This is a genomic window from Roseovarius sp. MMSF_3298, from assembly GCF_030733705.1.
GTDB lineage: Bacteria > Pseudomonadota > Alphaproteobacteria > Rhodobacterales > Rhodobacteraceae > Roseovarius > Roseovarius confluentis.
Map to the genome: position 1 here is coordinate 1 of NZ_JASHIN010000010.1, position 21076 is coordinate 21076.

Here is a 21076-nt window from a genome sequence, read left to right on the forward strand (position 1 = left end):
CTCAAGATCGCCTCCCGTTTTAGATCTTGAATCAAACGAGAGGTGATTTGGGAACCCCTAAATGCAGACGCCGCCTAATATCTTAGACGCTGAATTGTTGGCTGGGTGGTGCCGGGGCCATGTCAGAGGAACTTGGCTTGAGGCGGGTTGAACCTCCGCCTACCCAGCCCGAATGGCAGAACGCGCCCCATTCAAGTACTTCAAATCCGGTCCCGAGATCATGCGTCTGACGGCGATGCTCTACGTCCGGCTCCCGCTCTCGCTGCGAAATGCCAAAACCTTCTCCACGAGCGCGGCATCGACGTCAGCGACGAGACGGTACGGTATTGGTGGAACAGGTTCGGCTCAATGTTTGCCTCAGAGCTAAGAAGAAAACGGGTTCAAAAGCTGCGTGCCGTCTCGAAATGGCAGCGGCACGTGGACGAAGTTTTCGTGAAGATTGAAGGCGAGCGCCACTATCTCTGGCGGGCCGTAGATCACGAAGGCGACGTACCGGAAAGCGTTGTTGCAAAGCGACGAAACAAGCAAGCCGCATTGAAAATGCTGAGGAAAATGATGCGGCGCTACGGTCGTCCAGAGGTGCTGGTTACCGACCGGCTCCCTTCGTATAAAGCCGCCCTGCGCGACCTCGGATGTGATGATCTCCAGGCATGTGGGCGCTGGCTCAACAACCGTATTGAGAATTCACACCTGCCATTCCGACGAAGGGACCGAGCCATGCAGCGCCTCCGCCGAATGCGAAGTCTTCAGAAATTCGCTGCCGTTCATTCTTCCATTTTCAACCACTTCAATCAGGGCCGAACACTCTCCAGCCGCGATATCTTCAAGCTGAACAGAACCGCCGCTCTCGCCGAGTGCCACAGTCTCGGCTCAGCATAAAAGACACCTTCACTGTCCAAGAGGAGGCGAGTTCGAATTGGTCTGACAGCACCGCTCATGTTCTTGATCCACCGTTTAAAAGAGCATTACGCTGCCGCCCAGTAGGCTGCCGTCCGCGACTCACCTTTCCGGAATCCTCTTTCGGCCAACCACTTGCGCGCCTGCTCTGCCTCGGATCTTTCAGCGGCGAAAAAGATGTACCGGTCGCTTTCGGGGAACGGCAGACCGGCCAGGGCCGACATCGGCGTTTCCCCCTTGCTCCGGATGCACCAGCGCAGGGTGACACCGTCGGGATGCGGTATCTTCTGAATGTCTTCCGAATGCGGCACGACGATCGCGGCCGCACCCCGCGCGTCGCGCGGCAAGGCGGACAGGATTCGCGCCATGACCGGCATCCCGGTTTCATCTCCGACAAGCCCAAGCCAGCCAACCGGCGCAGGATAGCCACTCCCGCCCGGGCCGGTCAGGGCGATCTCGTCTCCCGGGCCCACCCGGTCGCACCACGTGGTCACACGCCCGCCATCATGTCGAAACACGTCAAAGCTCAGGCGCGTGCCTTGCCGCGTGGGTTCGGCCTCCCGCGTGGTGTAGACCGGCCGATGCCACTGGCCGATCCCGCCGGGCCAATCCGTGGCACCCGTTTCGCCCGTCACCGGCCAGGGCGCGCCCGCCGGTCCCATCAACAGACGAAAATGCAGCGGCTCGGCGGCGAAACGCCCAAGCTCATCGCCCTCGATCACCACCCTGCTGTAGGAGGGCGATATCCGCGTCACCCCGGCGACCCGCGCAAGCGCCTGGTTGCCGGGCTTTTTTCCGGCCAGATCTTCCTGCCAGTCGGGGACAAGCCCCATACCGGCCAGCCGTTCGACAAGTGTGTCGCGGATCAACTGCAAGCCGACCGCATCGGTGGCATCGATGGTGATCGCAGTGTCCTTTCCCCGCGGCTCTACGACAAGACCGCCCGTCATCAGGCCGATGCGAATCCCGTCGCCGTGCGGCTCGACCGGTCGCTCGGCGTCCTCGGCAAAGACCCTGAAGGCGGCGACGGCACGTGTGCCGTCAACCGCCAGTATCGCTTTCGCAAACGTCACCCTCGCCTCAAAACGTGTAGTCGAGCTGCAGGCCGATCTCTTGCCGGTTGCCCAGCCCCTGAAGGCTCGCGCTGCTGTTCTCGTAGACCAGGTAATCCTCGTCGAAGAGGTTCGTCGCATAGGCCGTGATCCTGGCCTGATCCCACGCATAGCCCACGTTCAGATCGACCGTGGTGAAGGCGCTGAGCGTGTCCGGCGTCGCGTTGTCAAAGCGCGATTTCTGCCGCCCGGTATGCTTGACCACCCCGGAAGAGAACCATCCGGTCGGAGCGCCCCAGCGATACCCGACCGCGGCCGTGAATTACGGCGCATTGGGAAAGCCGAGACCTGTGTAGTTCACGCCGCCGGTGTTGAAATCCTTGAACTCGGTATGCAGCAGACCGACCGAGGCGAAAAGATCCAGCTTGCCGGTCGCCGCGTAGTCCAGCTCGAACTCGGCGCCGTAAGATTCGGACTCTCCCGCATTGACGATGCTGTTGTTCGGAAACAGGCCGATCTCGACCTGCTGGTCATCCCATGTCTGCCAGAACGCCGTCGCAGAGAAACCCAGCTGGTCCTGCACGAACCGCCCCTGGTAACCCAGTTCGACGACCGTGGAGGTTTCCGGATCGAAACGGTACGCGCCAGCCAGGTTGCTCCCGGCGCCGCCGGGGCGGTAGCCCTGCTGCACCACAAGCGATATCCTGTCCTCGTTGGCCAGTTCGCGCGTCAGGCCCAGCTTGCCCAGGGCGACCACGTCGTCATAGGAAAAGCTGGTCGTGGCGCCGGAAACCACCTGCGTCGTTTCCTGGTCAATATGATCCAGCCGTCCGCCCGCGATCACCGACCAGCCGGGCGCGAATTCATAGGTCGCCTCGCCGAAAATCGCGGTGTTGTTGGTTTCGATATCGGTCATCTGGTTGATGCCGATGGTCAGCGGCTGCGTCGGATCGGCCAGGATTCCGGTGTTGAAGTAGGTGCCGCGGCGATAGGTATCCCGCACCTCGCGGCCGGCATAGGCGCCCAGCACCCAGCGCAGACCCTCGCTCTCGTAGTTCAGGCGGAATTCCTGCGTGAAGAGGTCCTGCTGCTGCCCCGCATCGGCCGATGTAAACTCACCCGGGTTGCCGAAGTTCAGGGACCGCACGTCGGTTTCCGACATCGACACGCTCGTCATCGAGGTAAACTTGAGGTTGGCATTGATTTCGTGCGTGATCTCCAGCCCGAAATTGTTCGTGGTGGTATTGCGCACCTCTTCCAGTACCGTCAGCAGGCCCAGCTGGTTTTCCGGCGGAATGCCGAAGAACAGGCTCAAGGCCGCCGAGTTCGCCTGCAGGACCGGAAAGTTCGGACTCAGCGCCCCGTTGACATCACCGCGGTTGGTCCCGCTGGCCACGATGTTGGGGCTGGTATTGTCATAGGAGTGGGAATAGCTGAGCAGCACGCGCGTACGGTCGGTCGGCGTCCACAGGAGTTTGCCGCGCAGCGTGTGGTACTTGTCCTCGCTGATGTCGTCATACCCGCTGAACCCCTGGTAGGAGGGATAGTCGATCGAACTGTCCTTATGGTACCACTCACCGCTCAGCCGGATCGCCACGGTATCCGAAACCGGGCCGGTTCCCGCAATGCCCACGGTTCTACGGTTATCGCTGCCATAGGTCAGACGCATCGCGCCGCCGGGTTCGAACTCCGGGTCCTTGGTCTTGACGTAGACGGCACCGGCCAGCGCGGCGCGGCCGCTGAGCGTGGATTGCGGCCCGCGATAGACCTCCACCTGCTCGACATCGAAGGTCGAGCGTGAGCCACGGCGCGTGCCCTCGACCGTTTGCTGGACACCGTCGATATAGAAGGATGCCAGCGGCGCACCCAGCCCCGGCGTCTGGCCTTCGGAATTGACGCCGCGGATGACAAAGCCGGTCAGCGCGCTGTCCCCGCCCTGAACGTTGGGGATCAGGCCGAACGTGTCCTCGATCGACGCGATTGTGGCATCGTCCAACTGCTCGCCCCGCACGACGCTCAGAGGCGCGGTACTGTCCTCGGCATCTGTCGAAGTCCTGTCGCCGTAGATTTCCAGTGTGCCGAGGTCGAACGGAATCTGGCCGTCCTGCGCCTGTGCAGCCGTGACGGCAAGGATCGATATACTGCTGGTGAAAACCAGCTTCTTGAGCGGGAAAATAAGCACGGCCAGATGTCCTTCCGGAAGCATTTGAAAAGGAAATGGCTGGCGTAACGCTCGCTTTGTTGACCAAATTACTCAGGTAGGCCGCGCAAGCAAGGCGATATCATCGCTCGACGACGTTCTTGTATCAAATTAGCAACTTATTCCGGCAGTATGGAGCGGGGAACACACATTGGCCGCCCGGTCGCGGGGTCCTCCAGCACGTCGACATCCACACCGAAGACTTCGGCCAGGCGGTCTTTGGTCAGGGCTACGCGCACCGCGCCTTCGGCAACGATTCGGCCGGCCTTCATCATGACCACGTGATCAGCGTGCCGCGCCGCCTGGTCCAGGTCGTGCAGCACCGCGATCACGGTCAGGCCGCCTTCATCCACCAGTCGCCGCATCAGGCCCAGTACTTCCAGCTGGTGGCGCAGGTCCAACCAGGTCGTCGGCTCGTCCAGCAACAGGACAGGCGCGTCCTGTGCCAGCACCATGGCGATCCAGGCCCGCTGTCGCTGCCCGCCCGAAAGCACCTCGACCGGCCGGTCACGCAGCTCCGTCAGGCCGGTCTGATGCAAGGCCCGGTCCACCGCCCGCTGATCACAGGCCTGCCACGGGCTGAACGGGCCGCGATGCGGATAGCGGCCCTGCCGCACAAGCGCTTCGACGCTCAGGCCCTCGGGCGGCTCCGCCCCCTGCGCCAGCAGGCCCAGCGCCCGCGCGGCCTGCTTGGACCCGAGATCGGCAATCGCACGTCCGTCCAGCAGGACCTGCCCCTGAAGCGGCGCCAATTGCCGCGACAGCGCTTTCAGCAGGGTCGATTTCCCACAGCCATTCGGCCCCAGGATCGCAATGAACCGGCCCTTGGGCAGCGTGACCGACAAGCTGTCCACGATCGGTAACGCACCATAGCCAAGGGTCAGGGCTTCGGCGACAAGACCGGCCTGCGCTTCGGAGGGATCAAAGCTCATTGCGGCGGCTCCAGAGAAGGTATCCAAAGAATGGCGCGCCGATCAGCGCGGTGGCCAGCCCGACAGGCACCTGCACCGGCGCAAGCAGTCGGCGAGCGGCCAGGTCGGCCACCACCAGCAGTATCGCACCGCAGACCGCGGCGACCGGGATCAGCCGTGCGTGATTGCGCCCGGTCAACGCCCGCGCCACATGCGGCGCGGCCAGTCCGACAAAGGCGATCGGCCCCGAAGCGGCCACGGCCGCGCCCGCCAGCAAGGCGACGGCCACGATCACCAGCCCCCGCACCAGCTGCACCCGTTGTCCGACACCGCCCGCCACCCTGTCACCCAGCGCGATCAGGTCCAGCTCACGGGCCGCCAGCCACAGCGCCAGCGCACCCGGCAGGCCCCACAGCACGAGCCATTCCAGCTTGACCCAGCGCGCATCCTGCAACGATCCTGCCGACCAGGTGATCGCACGCTGCACCTCAGCGGCCGGACCGAATGCGGCGATGAAACTCGCCCCGGCCCCGGCCAGTGCGCCGACCCCCACTCCCACGAGGATCAACCGCAGGGACGACGTTCCCGCCCGCCAGGCAAACATCTGGATCGCCAGCGCGGTGATCAGCGCACCGGCGAAACTGACGGCGGGCAGAACGCTTTCGGGCAGGCTGGCAACCTCGACGATCACGATCATCGCGGCCAGGGCCGCACCCGCATTGATCCCAAGCAGGCCGGGCTCGGCCAGCGGGTTGCGCAGAACCGCCTGTGTCGCGGTGCCCGCCACCGCCAGCGCCGCCCCCACCGCGGCCGCCAGCGCCACGCGCGGCAGGCGCAGGCTCATCACGATCGTCTCCGAGACTTGCGACACCTCCACCCCGGCCAGCGCGCGCAGCACGTCCACCGGCGACACCGGCTGGTCGCCTGCGGCCAGCGCCAGCAGCATAGCCAGCAGCAGTAGGGCACAGAGCACCGCGCCGGTCATGCCAAGCCACCCGTGCGACGCCGCGCCAGCCAGATGAAGACCGGTGCGCCGACCAGCGCCATCGAGACGCCCACCGGCACGTCCCGCGCCCAGATCGCGCGCGGCAACGCGTCCGCCACCACGACCAGCGCGGCACCCGCCACCGCCGCGACCGGCAGGATCCGCCGGTAATCCGCTCCCACCGAAAGACGCACCATGTGCGGCACCACCAGTCCGACGAATCCCAGCGGCCCCGCCAGCGCCACGGCCACCCCTGCCAAGGCTACCACCAGTGCCGCGGATACCAGACGCCAAACGGTCTGCGCCTGCCCGATGCTCCGCGCCACCTCGGCCCCGAGACTCAGCGCCGTCACCTGCCCCGACAGCACCAGCGCCAGCCCCATCGGAAAGGCCACGTAGGGCACCAGAGGCAGAACCACATCGAGCGTCCGGCCACGCAGACTGCCAATCGTCCACTGCCGCACCACGTCCTGTGTCTGCGCGTCCAGCACGAGGATCGCGGCGGTGAGCGCGCCGATGAAACTGGCCACGATCACGCCGGCGAGGATCAGGCGCACCGGGCTCGCCCCCGACCGGCCCGCCGACCCCAGCGCCAGCACCAGCGCCGCCGCCAGCGCCGCGCCGAGAAAGGCCAGCCAGACCAGCACCCCCATCGCATCGACACCCAGAAAGGCGATGCCGCAGACCACGGCAAAAGCCGCCCCCGCATTCACGCCCAGGAGTCCCGGATCGGCCAGCGGATTGCCCGTCATCGCCTGGATAATCGCACCGGCAACGGCCAGCGCCGCGCCGGTCAGCAGCCCGGCCAGCACACGCGGCAGGCGCACTTCCTGCATCACCAGGCCCGCCCGGTCGGACCCGTCGGCAGTCAAGGCCTTCAACGCCTCCGACCACCCCATATCCGATGCGCCCACGGTCAACGCCCAGAGCGACAAAGCCAACAACGCCAGCGCGCCGGGCAGCAGTATCGACCAAAGAGGAAACTTCAAGGCGTGCCGATCAGGTATCGCTCGACATCATCCAGAACCGCGTTGGCGGCATCGAGCCCGCTGAACTCCATCCAGTGGGCGTGATCCACGCGATAGGCACGCTCCGTCTCCACCGCCGGCAGCATCCGCCACAGCGGGTTGCCCGTCACTTCCTCGAACCGGCCATCGGTGTCGGAATCATTGGTGCCACCGACAATGTAGAACAGCACGTCGCCGTCCAGCGCAGCCAGTTCCTCGAGGTCGGGACGCTTCATCGACAGGCTGGGGTCATCGGTGCTCTCGTACGCGCTACGCTGCACACCGAGTTCGCGCAAAAGCGCAAAGGGCGCGTAGGTCACCGGCGCATCCATGTAGACTTGGAAATCCCAGGACGTGATCCGCACCACCGACAGCGTCCGGTCGTGGGGCACCCGCGCCCGCAGGTCCGCCATTCGCGCCTCGAAGGCGGCAAGCCCGGCCTCGACGGCGGCCTCTGAAACCTCGTTCCCCAACGGCGCAAGCAGGCGATAGAAACCCCGCCAGTCGAGGTCTGTATAAAGCAAAGTTGGCGCAAGCTGACTCGCCATCGGGTAGATACCGGACGCCATGCTCTCGGACCCTGCAAAGCCCAGGATCAGATTCGGCTGCAAAGCCACGATCGCCTCCATGCTCGGCTCGGTCACGGCGCCTATGCTGGTCACACCCGCCCTCTCGGCGCGCGCCTTCAATGTCTCGTCACTCATCAGGTCCAGTGGCGCGCCGACGACCTGCAACCCTGTATCCATCGCCACGCCCAGTCCGAAACTCGGGTCCAGCACCACGACCCGCTCCGGGGCCGCGTCGAGGCACAGGTTCCCGCCATAGATCGCCGGGTCTTCGACCGCGACACCGTCACAGGCCACGGCGCCGCCGACAGACAGGAAAAGGGCGGCAATAACCAAAGATGGAAAACGCATGCAGACTCCGGGATCAGGTGGGTGTCTGGCTTCGGGCAAGGTCTGCACGCGTGGCTGAACATATGCTGCGAGCATAACCAAGCAATGTCAATCTGATCGCGGTATGCCGTTCTGGCGCAGCTTGCGATAAACGGCATTCATTCTCCGAAAATCTCGGCCACTGGCCGCACTGCGCCGGGATTGGCTGCACGATATCCCGGAAGGATCTTGATTGCGCTCGCGAACTCCCGGCTCTGCATGGCGGCGATGACCCGCTTCATGGCTTCCGACGCCAGCAGCGCGTCGCGACAGACGAACACGTAGTCCTCTGTCACCAGGGGCAGAAACTCCAGGTTGAACCGACGCGCGGCGGCCTCCACGCCGAAGCTCGCATCGGCCATTCCGCTCGCGACATAGGCGGCAACGGCGGCATGGGTGAACTCGAAGGGCGGATGCCCGCCGCCAATGTCCTCCGGCGTCATGCCAAGTTGCGCAAGGATCTGCTTGAAGAGATGCGCCGTCCCCGAGACCGGGTCGCGCGCGACAAAACGGATATCGGGGGTCTTCAGGTCCTCGACGCCCCGAATGCCCAACGGATTGTTGGCCCCGAGCATCAAGCCCATTTCGCGGGTGACGAAGCTGATCACGCTGTAGCGCTCTCCGGTCAGGAATTCCCGGTTCGCCTCGATCGCCTGCTGACGCAACGGCCCCTGTGGCAGATGCAGCCCGGCAAGATCGCATTCGCCTCGCTTTAATGCCATCAGTGAGGTTTCGTTGCTGACGTACCGCAGGTCAAAGACCATGTCGCCCTGACTGTCCAGGATGTGCTGCAACTGTTCCACGGCGAACCCGTGGCTGGCATGAGCACGAATCTCCGTGGTGGCCTGCGGAAGAAATTCCACCAGTTCCGCCTCCAGCTCGTGCACCAGGTTGGCGAGCTGCGGCATCAGCCGGGCTTGCAGCCGCTGTCCCGCCCAGACCAGCCGTTCGCCGAACGGCGTCAGGCTAGTGCCCTTGCCGCGTTTGCGCTCCACCAGCGGTGTCTCGAAGAAGTCCGACCATTTCTCGATCAGGTTCCACGCGTGCCGGTAGGAGATCTGCGCCTGCTCGGCAGCGCGCGTGATCTTGCCGGTGGCGCGGATCTCGTTGAGAAAATCCAGCATGACCATCATCGGCGGCTCGTCTTCGGACTTACGAAAGCGCCAGACGGGGACAATCTCGATCTGCATGTGGTCTCCTTAATATGCACATCAGTGCATAACTTTAAGCAGTCATTTCGGCTTATATGCAGTAAATATCATATTTTATCAAACGAAAACCATTCCTAAGTTGAGGGCATGCGGCTTCCAAAGCACGGAGCCGAAGGCTAAATATGAACTTAAATGCATATAGTGAGGACGCCATGCCCTACGACATCTCGACCACCCGCGCGGATCTGATCATTCATGGTGAACGGATGCCGGCGCGTTCCGGTCGCAGCTTTGAAACGCTCAACCCGGCCACCGAGCAACCGCTCGCACAGGTCGCCGAGGCGGGCGTGGAGGATGTGAACGACGCGGTCGCCTCCGCCCGGGAGGCGCTGACCGGTGACTGGGGCCGGATGCGCGCAGCCGATCGCGGCCAGATCCTGCTGCGCTTCGCCGACCTCATCCGCCGCGATCAGGACGAACTGATCGAACTGGAAAGCCTCGATTCCGGCAAACCGGTCTCGACCATCCGGCGGCAGGACATGCCGGCGGTGCTGGACACGCTGACCTACTACGCAGGCTTCGCCGACAAGATCAACGGACAGGTCATTCCCGCCCGGCAGGACGCACTGACCTACACCGTACGAGAGCCGGTCGGCGTGGTCGGGGCCATCGTACCCTGGAACTTCCCGATGATGATCGGCATGTGGAAGATTGCCCCGGCCCTGGCCTGCGGCTGCACCGTGGTCCTGAAACCGGCGGAACTCACACCGCTGACCGCGCTGAAACTGGGTGAACTTGCGCTCGAGGCCGGCATTCCCGCCGGCGTGCTGAACGTCGTGCCGGGCTTCGGCGCCGTCGCGGGGCAGGCACTGGTCGATCACCCGGACGTGGACAAGGTGACCTTCACCGGCTCTCCGGGGGTCGGCCGGCAGATCCTGCAAGGCTCCGCGGGCAACCTCAAGCGCGTCACTCTGGAACTTGGCGGCAAATCGGCCAACGTCATCTTTCCCGATGCCGACATTGAAACCGCGGCCAAGGCCGCCGCGTCCGGTATTTTCTTCAACAGCGGACAGGTCTGCTCGGCCGGCTCCCGGATCGTCGTCCACAACTCGATCCGCGAGCAAGTCGTGGAACGGCTCGTGGCGCGGGCCGAGAAGATCCGAACCGGCGATCCGTCCGATGGCGGCACGCAGATGGGGCCGGTCGTTTCCGAGAAACAGATGGACCGGATTCTCGACTATATCCATATCGGCGAGGAAGAGGGCGCACGGCTCGTGACAGGCGGCGCCCGCGCAATGGAGCGCGGATATTTTGTCGCCCCGACCGTGTTCGACGATGTCCGCCCCGAGATGCGCATCTCGCAGGAGGAGATTTTCGGCCCTGTCGCCTCGGTGATCGGCTTCGATGACGAGGATGAGGCGCTCGCCATCGCCAACGGTACCAGCTTCAGTCTCGCGGCGGGTATCTGGACCAATGACATGCGCCGGATGCACCGTTTCCTTCGCGACCTGAAGGCAGGCACCGTCTGGGCCAACACCTTTGGGCCGACCGACGTGCGGTTGCCATGGGGCGGCACTCGGGACTCCGGCTTTGGCCGCGAGCACGGCGAGATCGCGCTGGAAAACTTCACCGAACCGAAATCGATCTGGATCGCGCATGGCGCGTGACACCTGATCCGTCATCGCGGGGCCGTGTCTTCCTCCCATCCTCCCGGTCGGCAAGACCCCGCAAGCGCAACGGCCCGCCTCCTCCCGGCGGGCCGTTCTGCTGTCGAACCGTCATGCGAGTGTGCCAGGGCGTGAACACCTTGCCGTAGCTGAAACTGCGGTGTCGCAAGCAGCCCTGTCTGGATGGCCACGACATTACCCTCCGACCCCGCGCCTGGTCCCGAGCTTGGGCCAACTTGCGCAATGGATGGTTTTTCCACGGTCACCTGCATTAACCAACTGACAGAAAATCATCTCATCGCCTGACAATACTCCCGCCGGAGGCTCCAGCACCTGCCGCGCGCGATGAGGTCTGCGTTTCTTACCCCTGCCGCTTCGACACGGCGGGGTTGGCGGGCGGGCGCCGTGTCGAAGCGGCAGGCGTCAACACATCGCGCAGCAGCGCAAGCGGGTGCGCCTTCAGCGACAACCGCATCGAAACGTAATCCTCCACCACCTCCTCGCCCGTGGTCATGGCGGGCAGGTCCACGTCGGGCTCGAACACCGCCTCGCCCTCCATGTCCCCGGCGAACAGCGGCAGCGCGCTCTTGCCCACCATCGCATGCGTTTCCCACAGCGCCCCGCGCCGCGCCACGTCGATGCTGGCAAAGGCATCCGCCTCCGCCAGCCGCGTCATCACCTCGGGCGCCACGCCCGCGCGACGCCACACGTCGCTCACCTCGCGGTACCCGTTGCCCCGCGCCGCGGTGATCCAGTGGGCGTCTTCCTCCACCATCCCCTTGACCTGCCGGAACCCCAGCCGCAGGGCCAGCCCGCCGGCTTCGTCGGGCTCCATCACGTTGTCCCAGAAACTGGCGTTGATGCAGACCGGGCGCACCTCCACGCCGTGCTCCCGCGCGTCCCGCACGATCTGCGCCGGCGCGTAGAACCCCATAGGCTGCGCGTTCAGCAGTGCACAGGCAAAGATCCCCGGATGGTGCCGCTTGACCCATGCACTCGCATAGACCAGCAGCGCAAAGCTCGCCGCATGGCTTTCGGGGAAACCGTAGCTGCCGAACCCCTCGATCTGGCTGAAACACCGTTCGGCGAACTCCATGTCATAGCCATTGGCTCGCATCCCCCTCAGAAACCGCGTGCGGAATTCGCTGATATTCCCGTGCTTCTTGAACGTCGCCAGCGACCGGCGCAGCCGGTCCGCCTCGTCCGGCGTGAACCCGGCCCCGATGATGGCGATCTGCATGGCCTGTTCCTGGAACAGCGGCACCCCCAGCGTCTTGCCCAGCACCCGGCCCAGCTCGTCGGACGGAAACTCGACCTTTTCCTCGCCATTCCGCCGCCGGATATAGGGGTGCACCATGTCGCCCTGAATGGGCCCGGGCCGGATGATCGCCACCTCGATCACCAGGTCATAAAACGTCCGCGGCCGCATCCGGGGCAGGAAATTCATCTGCGCGCGCGACTCCACCTGGAACACCCCGATCGTGTCCGCCTTGCACAGCATGTCATAGACGCGCGGGTCTTCCGGCGGCAGCGAGGCCAGCGTATGCGTCTGCCCGTGATGCTGATCGATCAGGTCGAACGCCTTGCGCAGACAGCTCAGCATCCCCAGCGCCAGCACATCCACCTTCAGGATGCCCAGCGCGTCGATATCGTCCTTGTCCCAGCAGATGACCGTGCGGCCTTCCATCGTGGCGTTCTCAATGGGCACCAGCTCGTCCAACCGCCCCTCGGTGATGACGAACCCGCCCACGTGCTGGCTCAGGTGCCGCGGAAACCCCTCGATCTCGCGCACCAGCTCCATCGTCTGGCGCAGCCGCCGGTCGTCGGGGTCAAGCCCGATCTCGCGCATCCGCTCCCGCTCCACCGCGCCCGAGGTCGCAAAGAACCCCCATAACTGCGAGGACAGCGCCCCCACCGTGTCCTGGCTCAGCCCCATCGCCGCACCGACCTCGCGGATGGCCCGCTTGCCCCGGTAATGAATGACCGTCGCGCACAGCCCCGCGCGGTGCCGGCCATAGCGCTCGTATATATGCTGGATCACCTCCTCGCGCCGCTCATGCTCGAAATCCACGTCGATATCGGGCGGCTCGTTGCGCGCCTCGCTTACGAACCGCTCGAACACCATCGTGCCGGTCTCCGGGCTGACCGATGTCACACCCAGGCAATAGCACACCACCGAATTGGCCGCCGACCCGCGACCCTGGCACAGGATCCCGCGCGACCGGGCAAAGGCCACCACGTCGCGCACCGTCAGGAAATAAGGCTCGTAATTCAGCTTGGCGATCAGCGTCAGCTCGTGCTCGATCATCCCGCGCACCCGCTCCGGCGCGCCGTCGGGATAGCGCCAGCGCAACCCCTCCATGGCCAGCCGCCGCAGCCTTTGCGGCGCCGTTTCCCCCTGCGACACCTCGCTGGGATACTCGTACCGCAACTCGTCCAGCGAGAACCGCAGCCGCGCCGCCACCTCCCCCGTGCGCCGCACCGCGTCCTCGTGCCCCGCGAACAGCCGCAACATCTCCGCCTCGGACCGCAACCGCTGCTCGCCGTTGGCCAACGCATCCCGGCCCAACTCGTCCACCCGCCGCCCCTGCCGGATCGCGGTCAGCACATCCGCCAGCCGCCGCCGCCGCGCGTGGTGCATCGCGGGCAGGGCCGAGGCGACGGTTTCCAGCCCCAGCTCCCCCGCCAGCGCCGCCAGCCGTTTGAGCCGCTTCGCATCCTGCCCGTCATAGCGCGGCGCCATCAGCAGGTAACACTGCCCACCAACACCCTTCACCAACCGCCCCGCGTGACGCTGCCACTCGCGCAACGCCCCCTCGGGCGGATGCAGCAACAGCACGATCTCCTCCATCCTCTCCAGCAGGTCGTCCAGCCGCAGGTCGCATTCCCCCTTCTCGACCCGCAGCCGCCCGGCACTGATCAACCGGCTCAGCCGCCCCCACCCTTGCCGCGTCTCGGGCAGGGCGGTCAGCACCAGTCCCTCGCGCAGCACCAGCCGCGCGGCGGGGTAGAAGCGCGGCACATGGGCCCACTCGGGCGCGCGCGGCTGCGGCGCGGGCGGGCCTATGGCGCCGTCACGCGCCTCGATGCGCTCCCGCTCGGCCACCACGCGGGCGATCTCGCGCACCGCCGCATGGGCGCGCACCACGCCCGCGACCGAGTTCTCGTCGGCAATGGCCAGCCCCGCCAGACCCAGCTCTGCCGCCCGCGCCACGTATTCCTCGGCATGGGACGCCCCGGTCAGGAAGGTGAAATTGGAGGTGATCGACAATTCGGTGAACATGGCAGACCCGCATCATATTCACCTTTTGTTCTCATTTCGAGTCCGAATCGTGGGGTTGGTGAAAGCCGCGCGGGGCCCACTCACCCCGTCCCGGACCCGATCCGGGACCTCGTAGGGCGGGTGAAAACCCACGCGTCCCCCCTCACTTCAGCGGCACACACTCCAACCCGCCCATGCAGGTCTCCACCTGCTTGACCTGCTCCGCCGACGGCTCGGGAAAGGCCCAGCTGCCGCAAGGGTCGGCCACCATCACCAGCTTCCGCCCGTGCTTTTCCAAAAAAACGAGGTACTCCGCCCCCGACTGCGCCCCGCCACACCACGGCCCGAAACAGCTGACTTCCAGCGTGATGTCCCGCGCAAACGGCGTCGTGAACCCGGCCCGCGACAGCGATTTCCCCTCCAGCCGCGCCGGGATCGCCACGGTCCGCCGGTCCTGGTTGGTGCCGTCATTCTCGGGCAGCCGGCCCTCGTCGAACCGCAACGCGCCCGCCACCACCACATAGGCCTGCTCCGCCTCCGACGCCTGGCTGTAGGTCCGCGCCACGTCCGGCCGCAGGCACGACAGTGCCAGCGCCGGTCCAGCCGCCAGTACCAAGGCCATACTCGTCAAAAACGTCTTCATAGCCTGTCTCCAAACGCGTTCATCACATTGGCATAAACCCCGCGCTTGAACGGCACGATGGCGTCCACCACCTCGTCCGGCGATATCCACTTCCATCTGGAAAACTCCGCCGGCGGCAGGGTGATGTCCACATCCGCATCGACCCCATGAAACCGCAGCAGAAACCACTTCTGCATCTGCCCCCGGTATTGCGCCTTCCACAGCTTCGGCACCAGCTCATGCGGCAGGTCGTAAGGTATCCACTCCGGCGTCTCCGCCTCCACCGTCACGAGGTCGGCCTTCACCCCGGTTTCTTCCCACAGCTCGCGCAGGGCCGCGTCCCGCGGAGCCTCGCCCTCGTCGATCCCGCCTTGCGGCATCTGCCAGGCGTCATACTCGCTGTCGATCCGCTGGCCGACAAAGACCTTGCCATCCTCGTTCACCAGCATCACCCCCGCGCAGGGCCGATACGGCAGCTTTTCGATCTCTTCCGGTGTCATGCCGCCAATCCCCGTCCTTTCAAGAGCGCCTCAACGCCGGGCATCCGCCCGCGGAAGGCCAGGTACAACTCCTCCGCCTCGCGCGATCCGCCGGTCGACAGGATATTCTCCTCCAGCGCCTTCGCCTTCTCGGCGTCAAACGCCCCGCCCGCTTCCTCGAACGCGGCAAAGGCATCGGCATCCATCACCTCCGACCACATGTAGCTGTAATAGCCGCTCGAATACCCGTCGCCACTGAACACATGCGCGAAATGCGGCGTCGCGTGGCGCATCCTTATCGCGCGGGGCATCCCCATCTCCGCCAACACCGCGGCCTGTTTCGCCATCGGATCGTCGGGAGCCTCCCCCTCGTGGAAGGCCAGATCGACCATGGCCGAGGCCACGTATTCCACCGTCTGGAACCCCATGTCATAGGTGGCGGCGCCCAGCACCTTGTCCAGCATCTCCTGCGGCATCGGCTCGCCCGTCTCGGCGTGCGTCGCGAACTCCGACAGCACCTCCGGCACCTCCAGCCAGTGCTCATAGAGTTGGCTCGGCAATTCCACGAAATCCCGCGCCACGGACGTGCCCGAAATGCTCTCATAAGTCACGTCCGACAGCATCTGGTGCAGCGCGTGCCCGAACTCGTGAAAGAGCGTCCGCGCATCGTCATAGCTCAACAGCGCCGGATCGCCCTTGGCGAAATTGCACACGTTGATCACCACCGGCCCCTTCACATCGGGAAACTTCCGCTGGCCCCGCATGGCCGAACACCACGCGCCCGACCGCTTCGATCCGCGCGCAAAGTAATCCCCGATAAAGACAGCCACATGGCGCCCCTCCCGCGTCACCTCCCACGCCCGGCAATCGGAGTGGTAAAGCGGCACATCCAGCCGCTCGAACTCCAGCCCGAACAGCCGATGCGCACAGGCGAACGCCGCCTCGATCATCCGGTCCAGCTGCAAATACGGCTTCAGCGCGGTCTCATCCAGATCATGCTCGATCTTGCGCCGCTTTTCCGAATAGTATCGCCAGTCCCACGGCTCCAGCGGGCCGTTCACGCCATCCGCGCGCATCATCTCGGTCAGCACGTCCGCATCCGCCTCCGCCTGCGCGCGGGCCGGGCCCCAGACATCCATCAACAGCCCCCGCACCGCCTCGGGAGTCTTGGCCATCTCGGTCTCCAGCTTGAACGCCGCGAAACTCTCGTAGCCCAACAGCTTCGCCCGCTCCTCGCGCAGCTTCAGTACCTCTGCGGCAATCTCGCGGTTGTCCGTCTCGCCCCCATTGGCCCCGCGCGAGGTCCACGCCTCATAGGCTTTCTCCCGCAAATCCCTCCGCGGCGAGAACTGCAGGAACGGCACGATCAACGACCGCGACAGCGTGATCACCGGCCCCTCCGCGCCTTTCTCCTCGCCCGCCGCCCGGGCCGAGCGCACCACGAACTCCGGCAGCCCGTCCAGGTCCGCCTCGTTCAATTCCATGAACCACCCCGCCTCGTCTTTCAGCAGGTTCTGCGTGAAGGCCGTGCCCAGTTCCGCAAGCCGCGCGCGAATCTCGCGCATCCGCGCGTCCGCCGCGCCTTCCAGCCCGGCCCCGGCGCGGCGAAACCCGCGATGCGTCAGCATCAGCACCCGCTCCTGCTCCTCGGTCAGCCCCAGGCTCTCGCGCGCGTCCCACAACGTCGCGATCCGCTGAAACAGCGCCTTGTTGCCGTAGATCTCCGACGAATACGCGGCCAGCTTCGGGCTGAACTCCCGCTGCAATTCCTGCCGCCTGTCGTTGCTGTCGGCCCCTGCCACGGTAAAGAACACCGACAGAACCTTGTCCAGCCTGTCGCCCGCCACTTCCAGCGCTTCCACCGTGTTGGCAAATGTCGGCGGCGCGGGATTGTCCGCAATCGCCGCGATCTCGCCCCGCGCCTCTTCCAGGGCGGCCTCGAACGCAGGTGCGAAATCCTCGTCCGACACGATGTCGAACGGCGCCATCTCGAACGGCGTCTCCCACTCACTCAACAGCGGATTGGTCATCTTGCTCTCCTCTTTGGCCGCACACGGGGCAGTCCGCCCGGCGGCTCAGTGATATCTTCCGGCTTTCCCCATATAGGGCGTCATAGATCAGCATTTCACCCCGCAGCGCCGCACCCGCCTGCGTGATCACCTTCACGGCCTCCACCGCCATCATCGCCCCCACCACGCCCGGCAACGGTCCCAGCACGCCGGCTTCCGCGCAACTCGGCGCCAGCCCCGGCGCCGGGGCCTCGGGGAAAATGCACTGGTAGCAGGGCGCGCCCTTCGCCGGATCAAACACGCTCACCTGCCCTTCCCATTGCGACAACGCCCCTGAAATCAAGGGCTTGCCCTGCGCCACCGCCACCCGGTTGGCCAGGTAGCGCGTGTCGAAATTGTCCGTCCCGTCCAACACCAGATCATACTCGGCAAACAAGTCCGCCGCGAACGCCTCGCTCAACCGCCGCTGATAGGGGCGCATCTCCACGTATGGATTCACCGCCTCCGCCGCCTGCGCCGCCGAATGCACCTTGGGCATGTCGATCCGCGCATCGGTGTGTATCACCTGCCGTTGCAGGTTGGTCGCATCCACCACGTCGTCGTCGATCACACCGATCCGCCCCACGCCTGCCGCCGCCAGGTAGAGGATCGCGGGCGAGCCCAGCCCCCCGGCCCCGATCACCAGCACCTTCGCCTGTTTCAAGGCTTTCTGCCCCGGCCCGCCGATCTCGCGCAGCACGATATGCCGCGCATAGCGTTCCAGCTCCGTCGGCGCGAACAGCCCCTTCGGTTTCTCCGGCTCCGGCGCCGCCACCCGGCCCCGCAGTCGCCGCAGCACCTGCCGGTAGGCCAGGAGCAGCGCCACCGCTCCGGCCAGCAACAGCCAAGGCGCCGCCGTGCCGCCCGTCGCCTCGCGCAACCCGTTCCCATCGGGCAGCACCAGTTGCGTCAGCACCACGAACGCCCAAAGGATCGCGATCATCATCCAGCGTTGCCGCCGCGGCGCGCCCATCCACGCCCCAAGCCCCCAGATCGCACCGGCCAGCACAAGCACCAACAGCATCAGCCTGCCCCCGTCGACCCGAAACCGCCCGTCCCGCGCGCGGTGTCCTCAAGGCGCTCCACCACGTCGAATTCCGCCTGAACCACCGGCGCCACCACCATCTGCGCGATCCGCATCCCGTGCTCCACCGTGAACGGCTCGGCCCCGGCATTCATCACGATCACCCCCAACGGTCCGCGATAATCGCTGTCGATCGTCCCAGGGCTGTTGGGCAGCGTGATCCCGTGCTTCAACGCCAGCCCCGAGCGCGGCCGCACCTGCACCTCGTACCCCTCGGGTATCGCCAGCCGCAGCCCCGTCGACACCAGCGCCCGCGCTCCCGGCGCGATCACCACAGCGCCCCGATCGGCCAAGTTCGCGCGCAGGTCCGCCCCCGCCGCCCCCGCCGTCTCATAGCGCGGCAGACCCAACTCACGGTCCGCGCCGTCGTCCCACATCACCGAAATGCTCACCATGCGCCGGTTCTTCCTGCTTTTCCTCTGGCCATAAATATCCTCGCCGAAGGCAAGATACTCTTCGGGCGCAACCACCGTCGCCTCAGCCCAACGCCTCCGCGATCCGCGCCACCAGCCGTTGCGCCACGTCCGCCTTCGACATGTGCGGCCAAGCCTCGGCCCCGTCGGCCGTGATCAGCGTCACGGCATTCTCGGCACCGCCCATGATGCCCGTCGCCGGGCTCACGTCATTGGCCACGATCCAGTCGCACCCCTTGCGCGCCCGCTTGGCCGTGGCATGATCCACCACGTCATCGGTCTCGGCCGCAAAGCCCACCACCAGCGGCGGTCGCCCGGCCTCCATCCGGCTGATGGTGGCCAGGATATCGGGGTTCTCGGCAAACTCCAGCACCGGCAGCTTGCCACCTTCCTTCTTGATCTTGCGCGCTCCCGCGCTCGCCACGCGCCAATCCGCAACGGCGGCGGCAAAAACCGCCGCATCAACCGGCAGCGCGGCCTCCACCGCCTCCAGCATCTCCTGCGCGGTCTCGACGGCCACGACCTCCACACCGTCGGGCGGCGGCACATCCGCCGGCCCCGTGACGAAAACCACCTCCGCCCCCGCGCCCGCCAGCGCCCTGGCAATCGCCGTGCCCTGCGCGCCGGAAGAGCGGTTGGCGATGTACCGCACCGGGTCGATTGGCTCATGCGTCGGCCCCGAGGTGACGATCACGCGCCTGCCCGCCAGCGGCCCCTGCGCCAGCCGCGCCTCCACCGCCGCCACGATCTCCAGCGGCTCGGACATGCGGCCCGGCCCATGCTCGCCGCACGCCATGTCGCCCGCGTTCGGCCCGACAAACCCGATCCCGTCGTCCTTCAGCGTCGCGATATTGCGCTGCGTCGCCGCATGTTGCCACATCCGCACGTTCATTGCCGGCGCCAGCAGCACGGCTGTGTCCGTCGCGAGCAATAGCGTCGAGGCAAGATCATCCGCCTGGCCTCCTGCCATCTTCGCCATCAGATCCGCCGTCGCAGGCGCCACCACGATCAGGTCCGCGCTGCGGCTCAACTCGATATGCCCCATCTCGGCCTCGTCCGTGAGGTCAAAGAGGTCCTGAAACACCTTCATCCCCGCCAGGGCCGACACCGACAGCGGCGTCACGAACTCCGCGCCCGCCCGCGTCAGCACCGGCGTCACCGTCGCGCCTCGTTCGCGCAGCCGCCGGATCAGGTCCAGCGCCTTGTAGGCCGCGATCCCGCCGCCGATGATCAGCAAAACACGTTTTCCGGCCAGCATGTGACGGCTCCCTGAATCTTCGGCCAAACACTATGCCCGGACCCGACACGGTACAAGGCCCGGTCCCACGACATGAAAAAACGCCGCCGCAGGCCGCGACAGCGTTATTTCATACGTCAGGAACGGACGGGTATCAGACCAGCAGGCTCTGCACTTCGCCACCCTGTTTTTCCAGGTAGCGGCGCATCTTCTGGAACGCCGCCGCCTCGATCTGGCGCACGCGCTCCTTCGACAGGCTCAGCTCTTCGCCAAGGCTCTCCAGCGTCCGCGCCTCGTCCTGCAACTTGCGCTGCACCACGATGAACCGCTCGCGCTCGTTCAGCTTGGACATCGCACCGCCCAGCCAATTACGCAGCGCGCCCCGGTCATGGTCTTCCTCGACCAGCTCATCACCGCGCTTGCCGTCATCCTCGATGGTGTCGATCCACTCGCGGCCCTCATCCTCGGTCGATTGCGTCGCGTTCAGCGAAAAATCCGAGCCGGACAGCCGGCCTTCCATCATCTCCACGTCGCGCAGCGGGACACCGACCTCGATGGCGATCATCTCGCGCATCTGGTGCCGGTCCAACGTCTCGCCCTTGGCCATGGATTCCCGCTCCAGCCGCGCCTGCACCCGGCGCATGTTGAAAAACAGCGATTTCTGACTGCTGGTCGAGCCGGTCCGCACCATCGACCAGTTGCGCATCACGTAATCCTGGATACTGGCCTTGATCCACCACACCGCGTATGTCGAGAACCGCACGCCGCGGTCCGGATCGAACTTGTCCGCAGCCTTCATCAGCCCAAGACCCGCTTCCTGGATCAGGTCGTTCATCGGCGCACCATAGCGGCGATATTTCGACGCCATCGAAATCGCCAGGCGCATATACGCGGTGATCAGGCGGTGCAGCGCCCCCTCGTCCCGCTGGTCGCGCCAGGCATAGGCCAGCGTCAGTTCGGTTTCGGCGTCAAGCAGTTCGGCCTTCATCGCCGCGCGTGACATGTTGGTGCTGAAATTGCCATCCAAGGCCATGGTGAAGTACTCCCGGTCGCGATTTGAAAGCAGCTTTTTCGCCGTCTTTGGTGGTGGTACGCATCATCTCAACGCGCGGATCACGAAAAGGAT

17 protein-coding genes and 1 pseudogene are annotated in these 21076 nt (G+C 65.5%); 2 read left to right on the forward strand and 16 right to left on the reverse strand.

Annotated elements, in window-relative coordinates:
- The first annotated feature begins 172 nt into the window (after nucleotides 1–172).
- Nucleotides 173–879, forward strand: a pseudogene (locus RBB18_RS10610) (IS6 family transposase).
- 86 nt (nucleotides 880–965) lie between these two features.
- Here the strand turns inward: RBB18_RS10610 and RBB18_RS10615 are convergent.
- The 8 genes from RBB18_RS10615 to RBB18_RS10645 all read right to left on the reverse strand — a co-directional run bounded on the left by RBB18_RS10615 (nucleotide 966) and on the right by RBB18_RS10645 (nucleotide 9177).
- Nucleotides 966–1970, reverse strand: a complete 1005-nt coding sequence (locus RBB18_RS10615; protein WP_306111373.1) for a siderophore-interacting protein — start codon at nucleotides 1968–1970, stop codon at nucleotides 966–968.
- A gap of 7 nt (nucleotides 1971–1977) precedes the next feature.
- Nucleotides 1978–2214, reverse strand: coding sequence for a hypothetical protein (locus RBB18_RS23180; protein WP_371931627.1), 237 nt, complete (start codon nucleotides 2212–2214; stop codon nucleotides 1978–1980).
- A gap of 57 nt (nucleotides 2215–2271) precedes the next feature.
- Nucleotides 2272–4131, reverse strand: a complete 1860-nt coding sequence (locus RBB18_RS10620) for a TonB-dependent receptor (RefSeq protein ID WP_371931628.1) — start codon at nucleotides 4129–4131, stop codon at nucleotides 2272–2274.
- Between the two features lie 137 nt (nucleotides 4132–4268).
- Nucleotides 4269–5081 carry an ABC transporter ATP-binding protein gene (locus tag RBB18_RS10625; protein WP_306111374.1) on the reverse strand — a complete coding sequence of 271 codons (813 nt, stop codon included), beginning with the start codon at nucleotides 5079–5081 and terminating at the stop codon, nucleotides 4269–4271.
- The gene (locus tag RBB18_RS10630) at nucleotides 5071–6045 is read right to left on the reverse strand and encodes an iron ABC transporter permease (RefSeq protein ID WP_306111375.1); all 975 of its coding nucleotides are present in this window, start codon (nucleotides 6043–6045) and stop codon (nucleotides 5071–5073) included. The genes RBB18_RS10625 and RBB18_RS10630 overlap by 11 nt, the downstream gene beginning before the upstream one ends.
- Nucleotides 6042–7034, reverse strand: a complete 993-nt coding sequence (locus RBB18_RS10635; protein ID WP_306111376.1) for an iron ABC transporter permease — start codon at nucleotides 7032–7034, stop codon at nucleotides 6042–6044. Before RBB18_RS10635 ends, RBB18_RS10630 begins: the two co-directional genes overlap by 4 nt.
- Entirely contained in the window at nucleotides 7031–7969 is a 939-nt protein-coding gene (locus tag RBB18_RS10640) for an ABC transporter substrate-binding protein (RefSeq protein WP_306111377.1), read from the reverse strand. Before RBB18_RS10640 ends, RBB18_RS10635 begins: the two co-directional genes overlap by 4 nt.
- Nucleotides 7970–8106: 137 nt before the next feature.
- Nucleotides 8107–9177: a substrate-binding domain-containing protein gene (locus RBB18_RS10645; RefSeq protein WP_103763720.1), complete on the reverse strand. Its 1071-nt coding sequence runs from the start codon at nucleotides 9175–9177 to the stop codon at nucleotides 8107–8109.
- 173 nt (nucleotides 9178–9350) lie between these two features.
- Here RBB18_RS10645 and RBB18_RS10650 point away from each other — a divergent pair, with 173 nt between their 5' ends.
- Nucleotides 9351–10805: an aldehyde dehydrogenase family protein gene (locus RBB18_RS10650; RefSeq protein WP_306111378.1), complete on the forward strand. Its 1455-nt coding sequence runs from the start codon at nucleotides 9351–9353 to the stop codon at nucleotides 10803–10805.
- A gap of 361 nt (nucleotides 10806–11166) precedes the next feature.
- On the opposite strand, the gene RBB18_RS10655 is transcribed toward RBB18_RS10650, so the two are convergent.
- From RBB18_RS10655 to RBB18_RS10690, 8 genes are all read right to left on the reverse strand, one after another.
- Entirely contained in the window at nucleotides 11167–14088 is a 2922-nt protein-coding gene (locus tag RBB18_RS10655) for an error-prone DNA polymerase (protein WP_306111379.1), read from the reverse strand.
- 142 nt (nucleotides 14089–14230) lie between these two features.
- Nucleotides 14231–14710, reverse strand: a complete 480-nt coding sequence (locus RBB18_RS10660; RefSeq protein ID WP_103763723.1) for a hypothetical protein — start codon at nucleotides 14708–14710, stop codon at nucleotides 14231–14233.
- Nucleotides 14707–15189, reverse strand: coding sequence for an RNA pyrophosphohydrolase (locus RBB18_RS10665; RefSeq protein WP_103763724.1), 483 nt, complete (start codon nucleotides 15187–15189; stop codon nucleotides 14707–14709). The genes RBB18_RS10660 and RBB18_RS10665 overlap by 4 nt, the downstream gene beginning before the upstream one ends.
- Nucleotides 15186–17198 (reverse strand): M3 family metallopeptidase, encoded by a 2013-nt coding sequence (locus RBB18_RS10670; RefSeq protein WP_306111380.1) that lies wholly within the window; start codon nucleotides 17196–17198, stop codon nucleotides 15186–15188. The genes RBB18_RS10665 and RBB18_RS10670 overlap by 4 nt, the downstream gene beginning before the upstream one ends.
- Complete coding sequence (locus RBB18_RS10675) at nucleotides 17176–18240, reverse strand: HesA/MoeB/ThiF family protein (protein ID WP_306111381.1); 1065 nt, start codon at nucleotides 18238–18240, stop codon at nucleotides 17176–17178. Before RBB18_RS10675 ends, RBB18_RS10670 begins: the two co-directional genes overlap by 23 nt.
- Complete coding sequence (gene dut, locus RBB18_RS10680) at nucleotides 18240–18695, reverse strand: dUTP diphosphatase (RefSeq protein ID WP_103763873.1); 456 nt, start codon at nucleotides 18693–18695, stop codon at nucleotides 18240–18242. Before dut ends, RBB18_RS10675 begins: the two co-directional genes overlap by 1 nt.
- 82 nt (nucleotides 18696–18777) lie before the next feature.
- Nucleotides 18778–19971, reverse strand: coding sequence for a bifunctional phosphopantothenoylcysteine decarboxylase/phosphopantothenate--cysteine ligase CoaBC (gene coaBC, locus RBB18_RS10685; protein ID WP_306111382.1), 1194 nt, complete (start codon nucleotides 19969–19971; stop codon nucleotides 18778–18780).
- Nucleotides 19972–20104: 133 nt separating this feature from the next.
- Entirely contained in the window at nucleotides 20105–20983 is an 879-nt protein-coding gene (locus RBB18_RS10690) for an RNA polymerase factor sigma-32 (RefSeq protein WP_306111383.1), read from the reverse strand.
- Nucleotides 20984–21076: the final 93 nt, after the last annotated feature.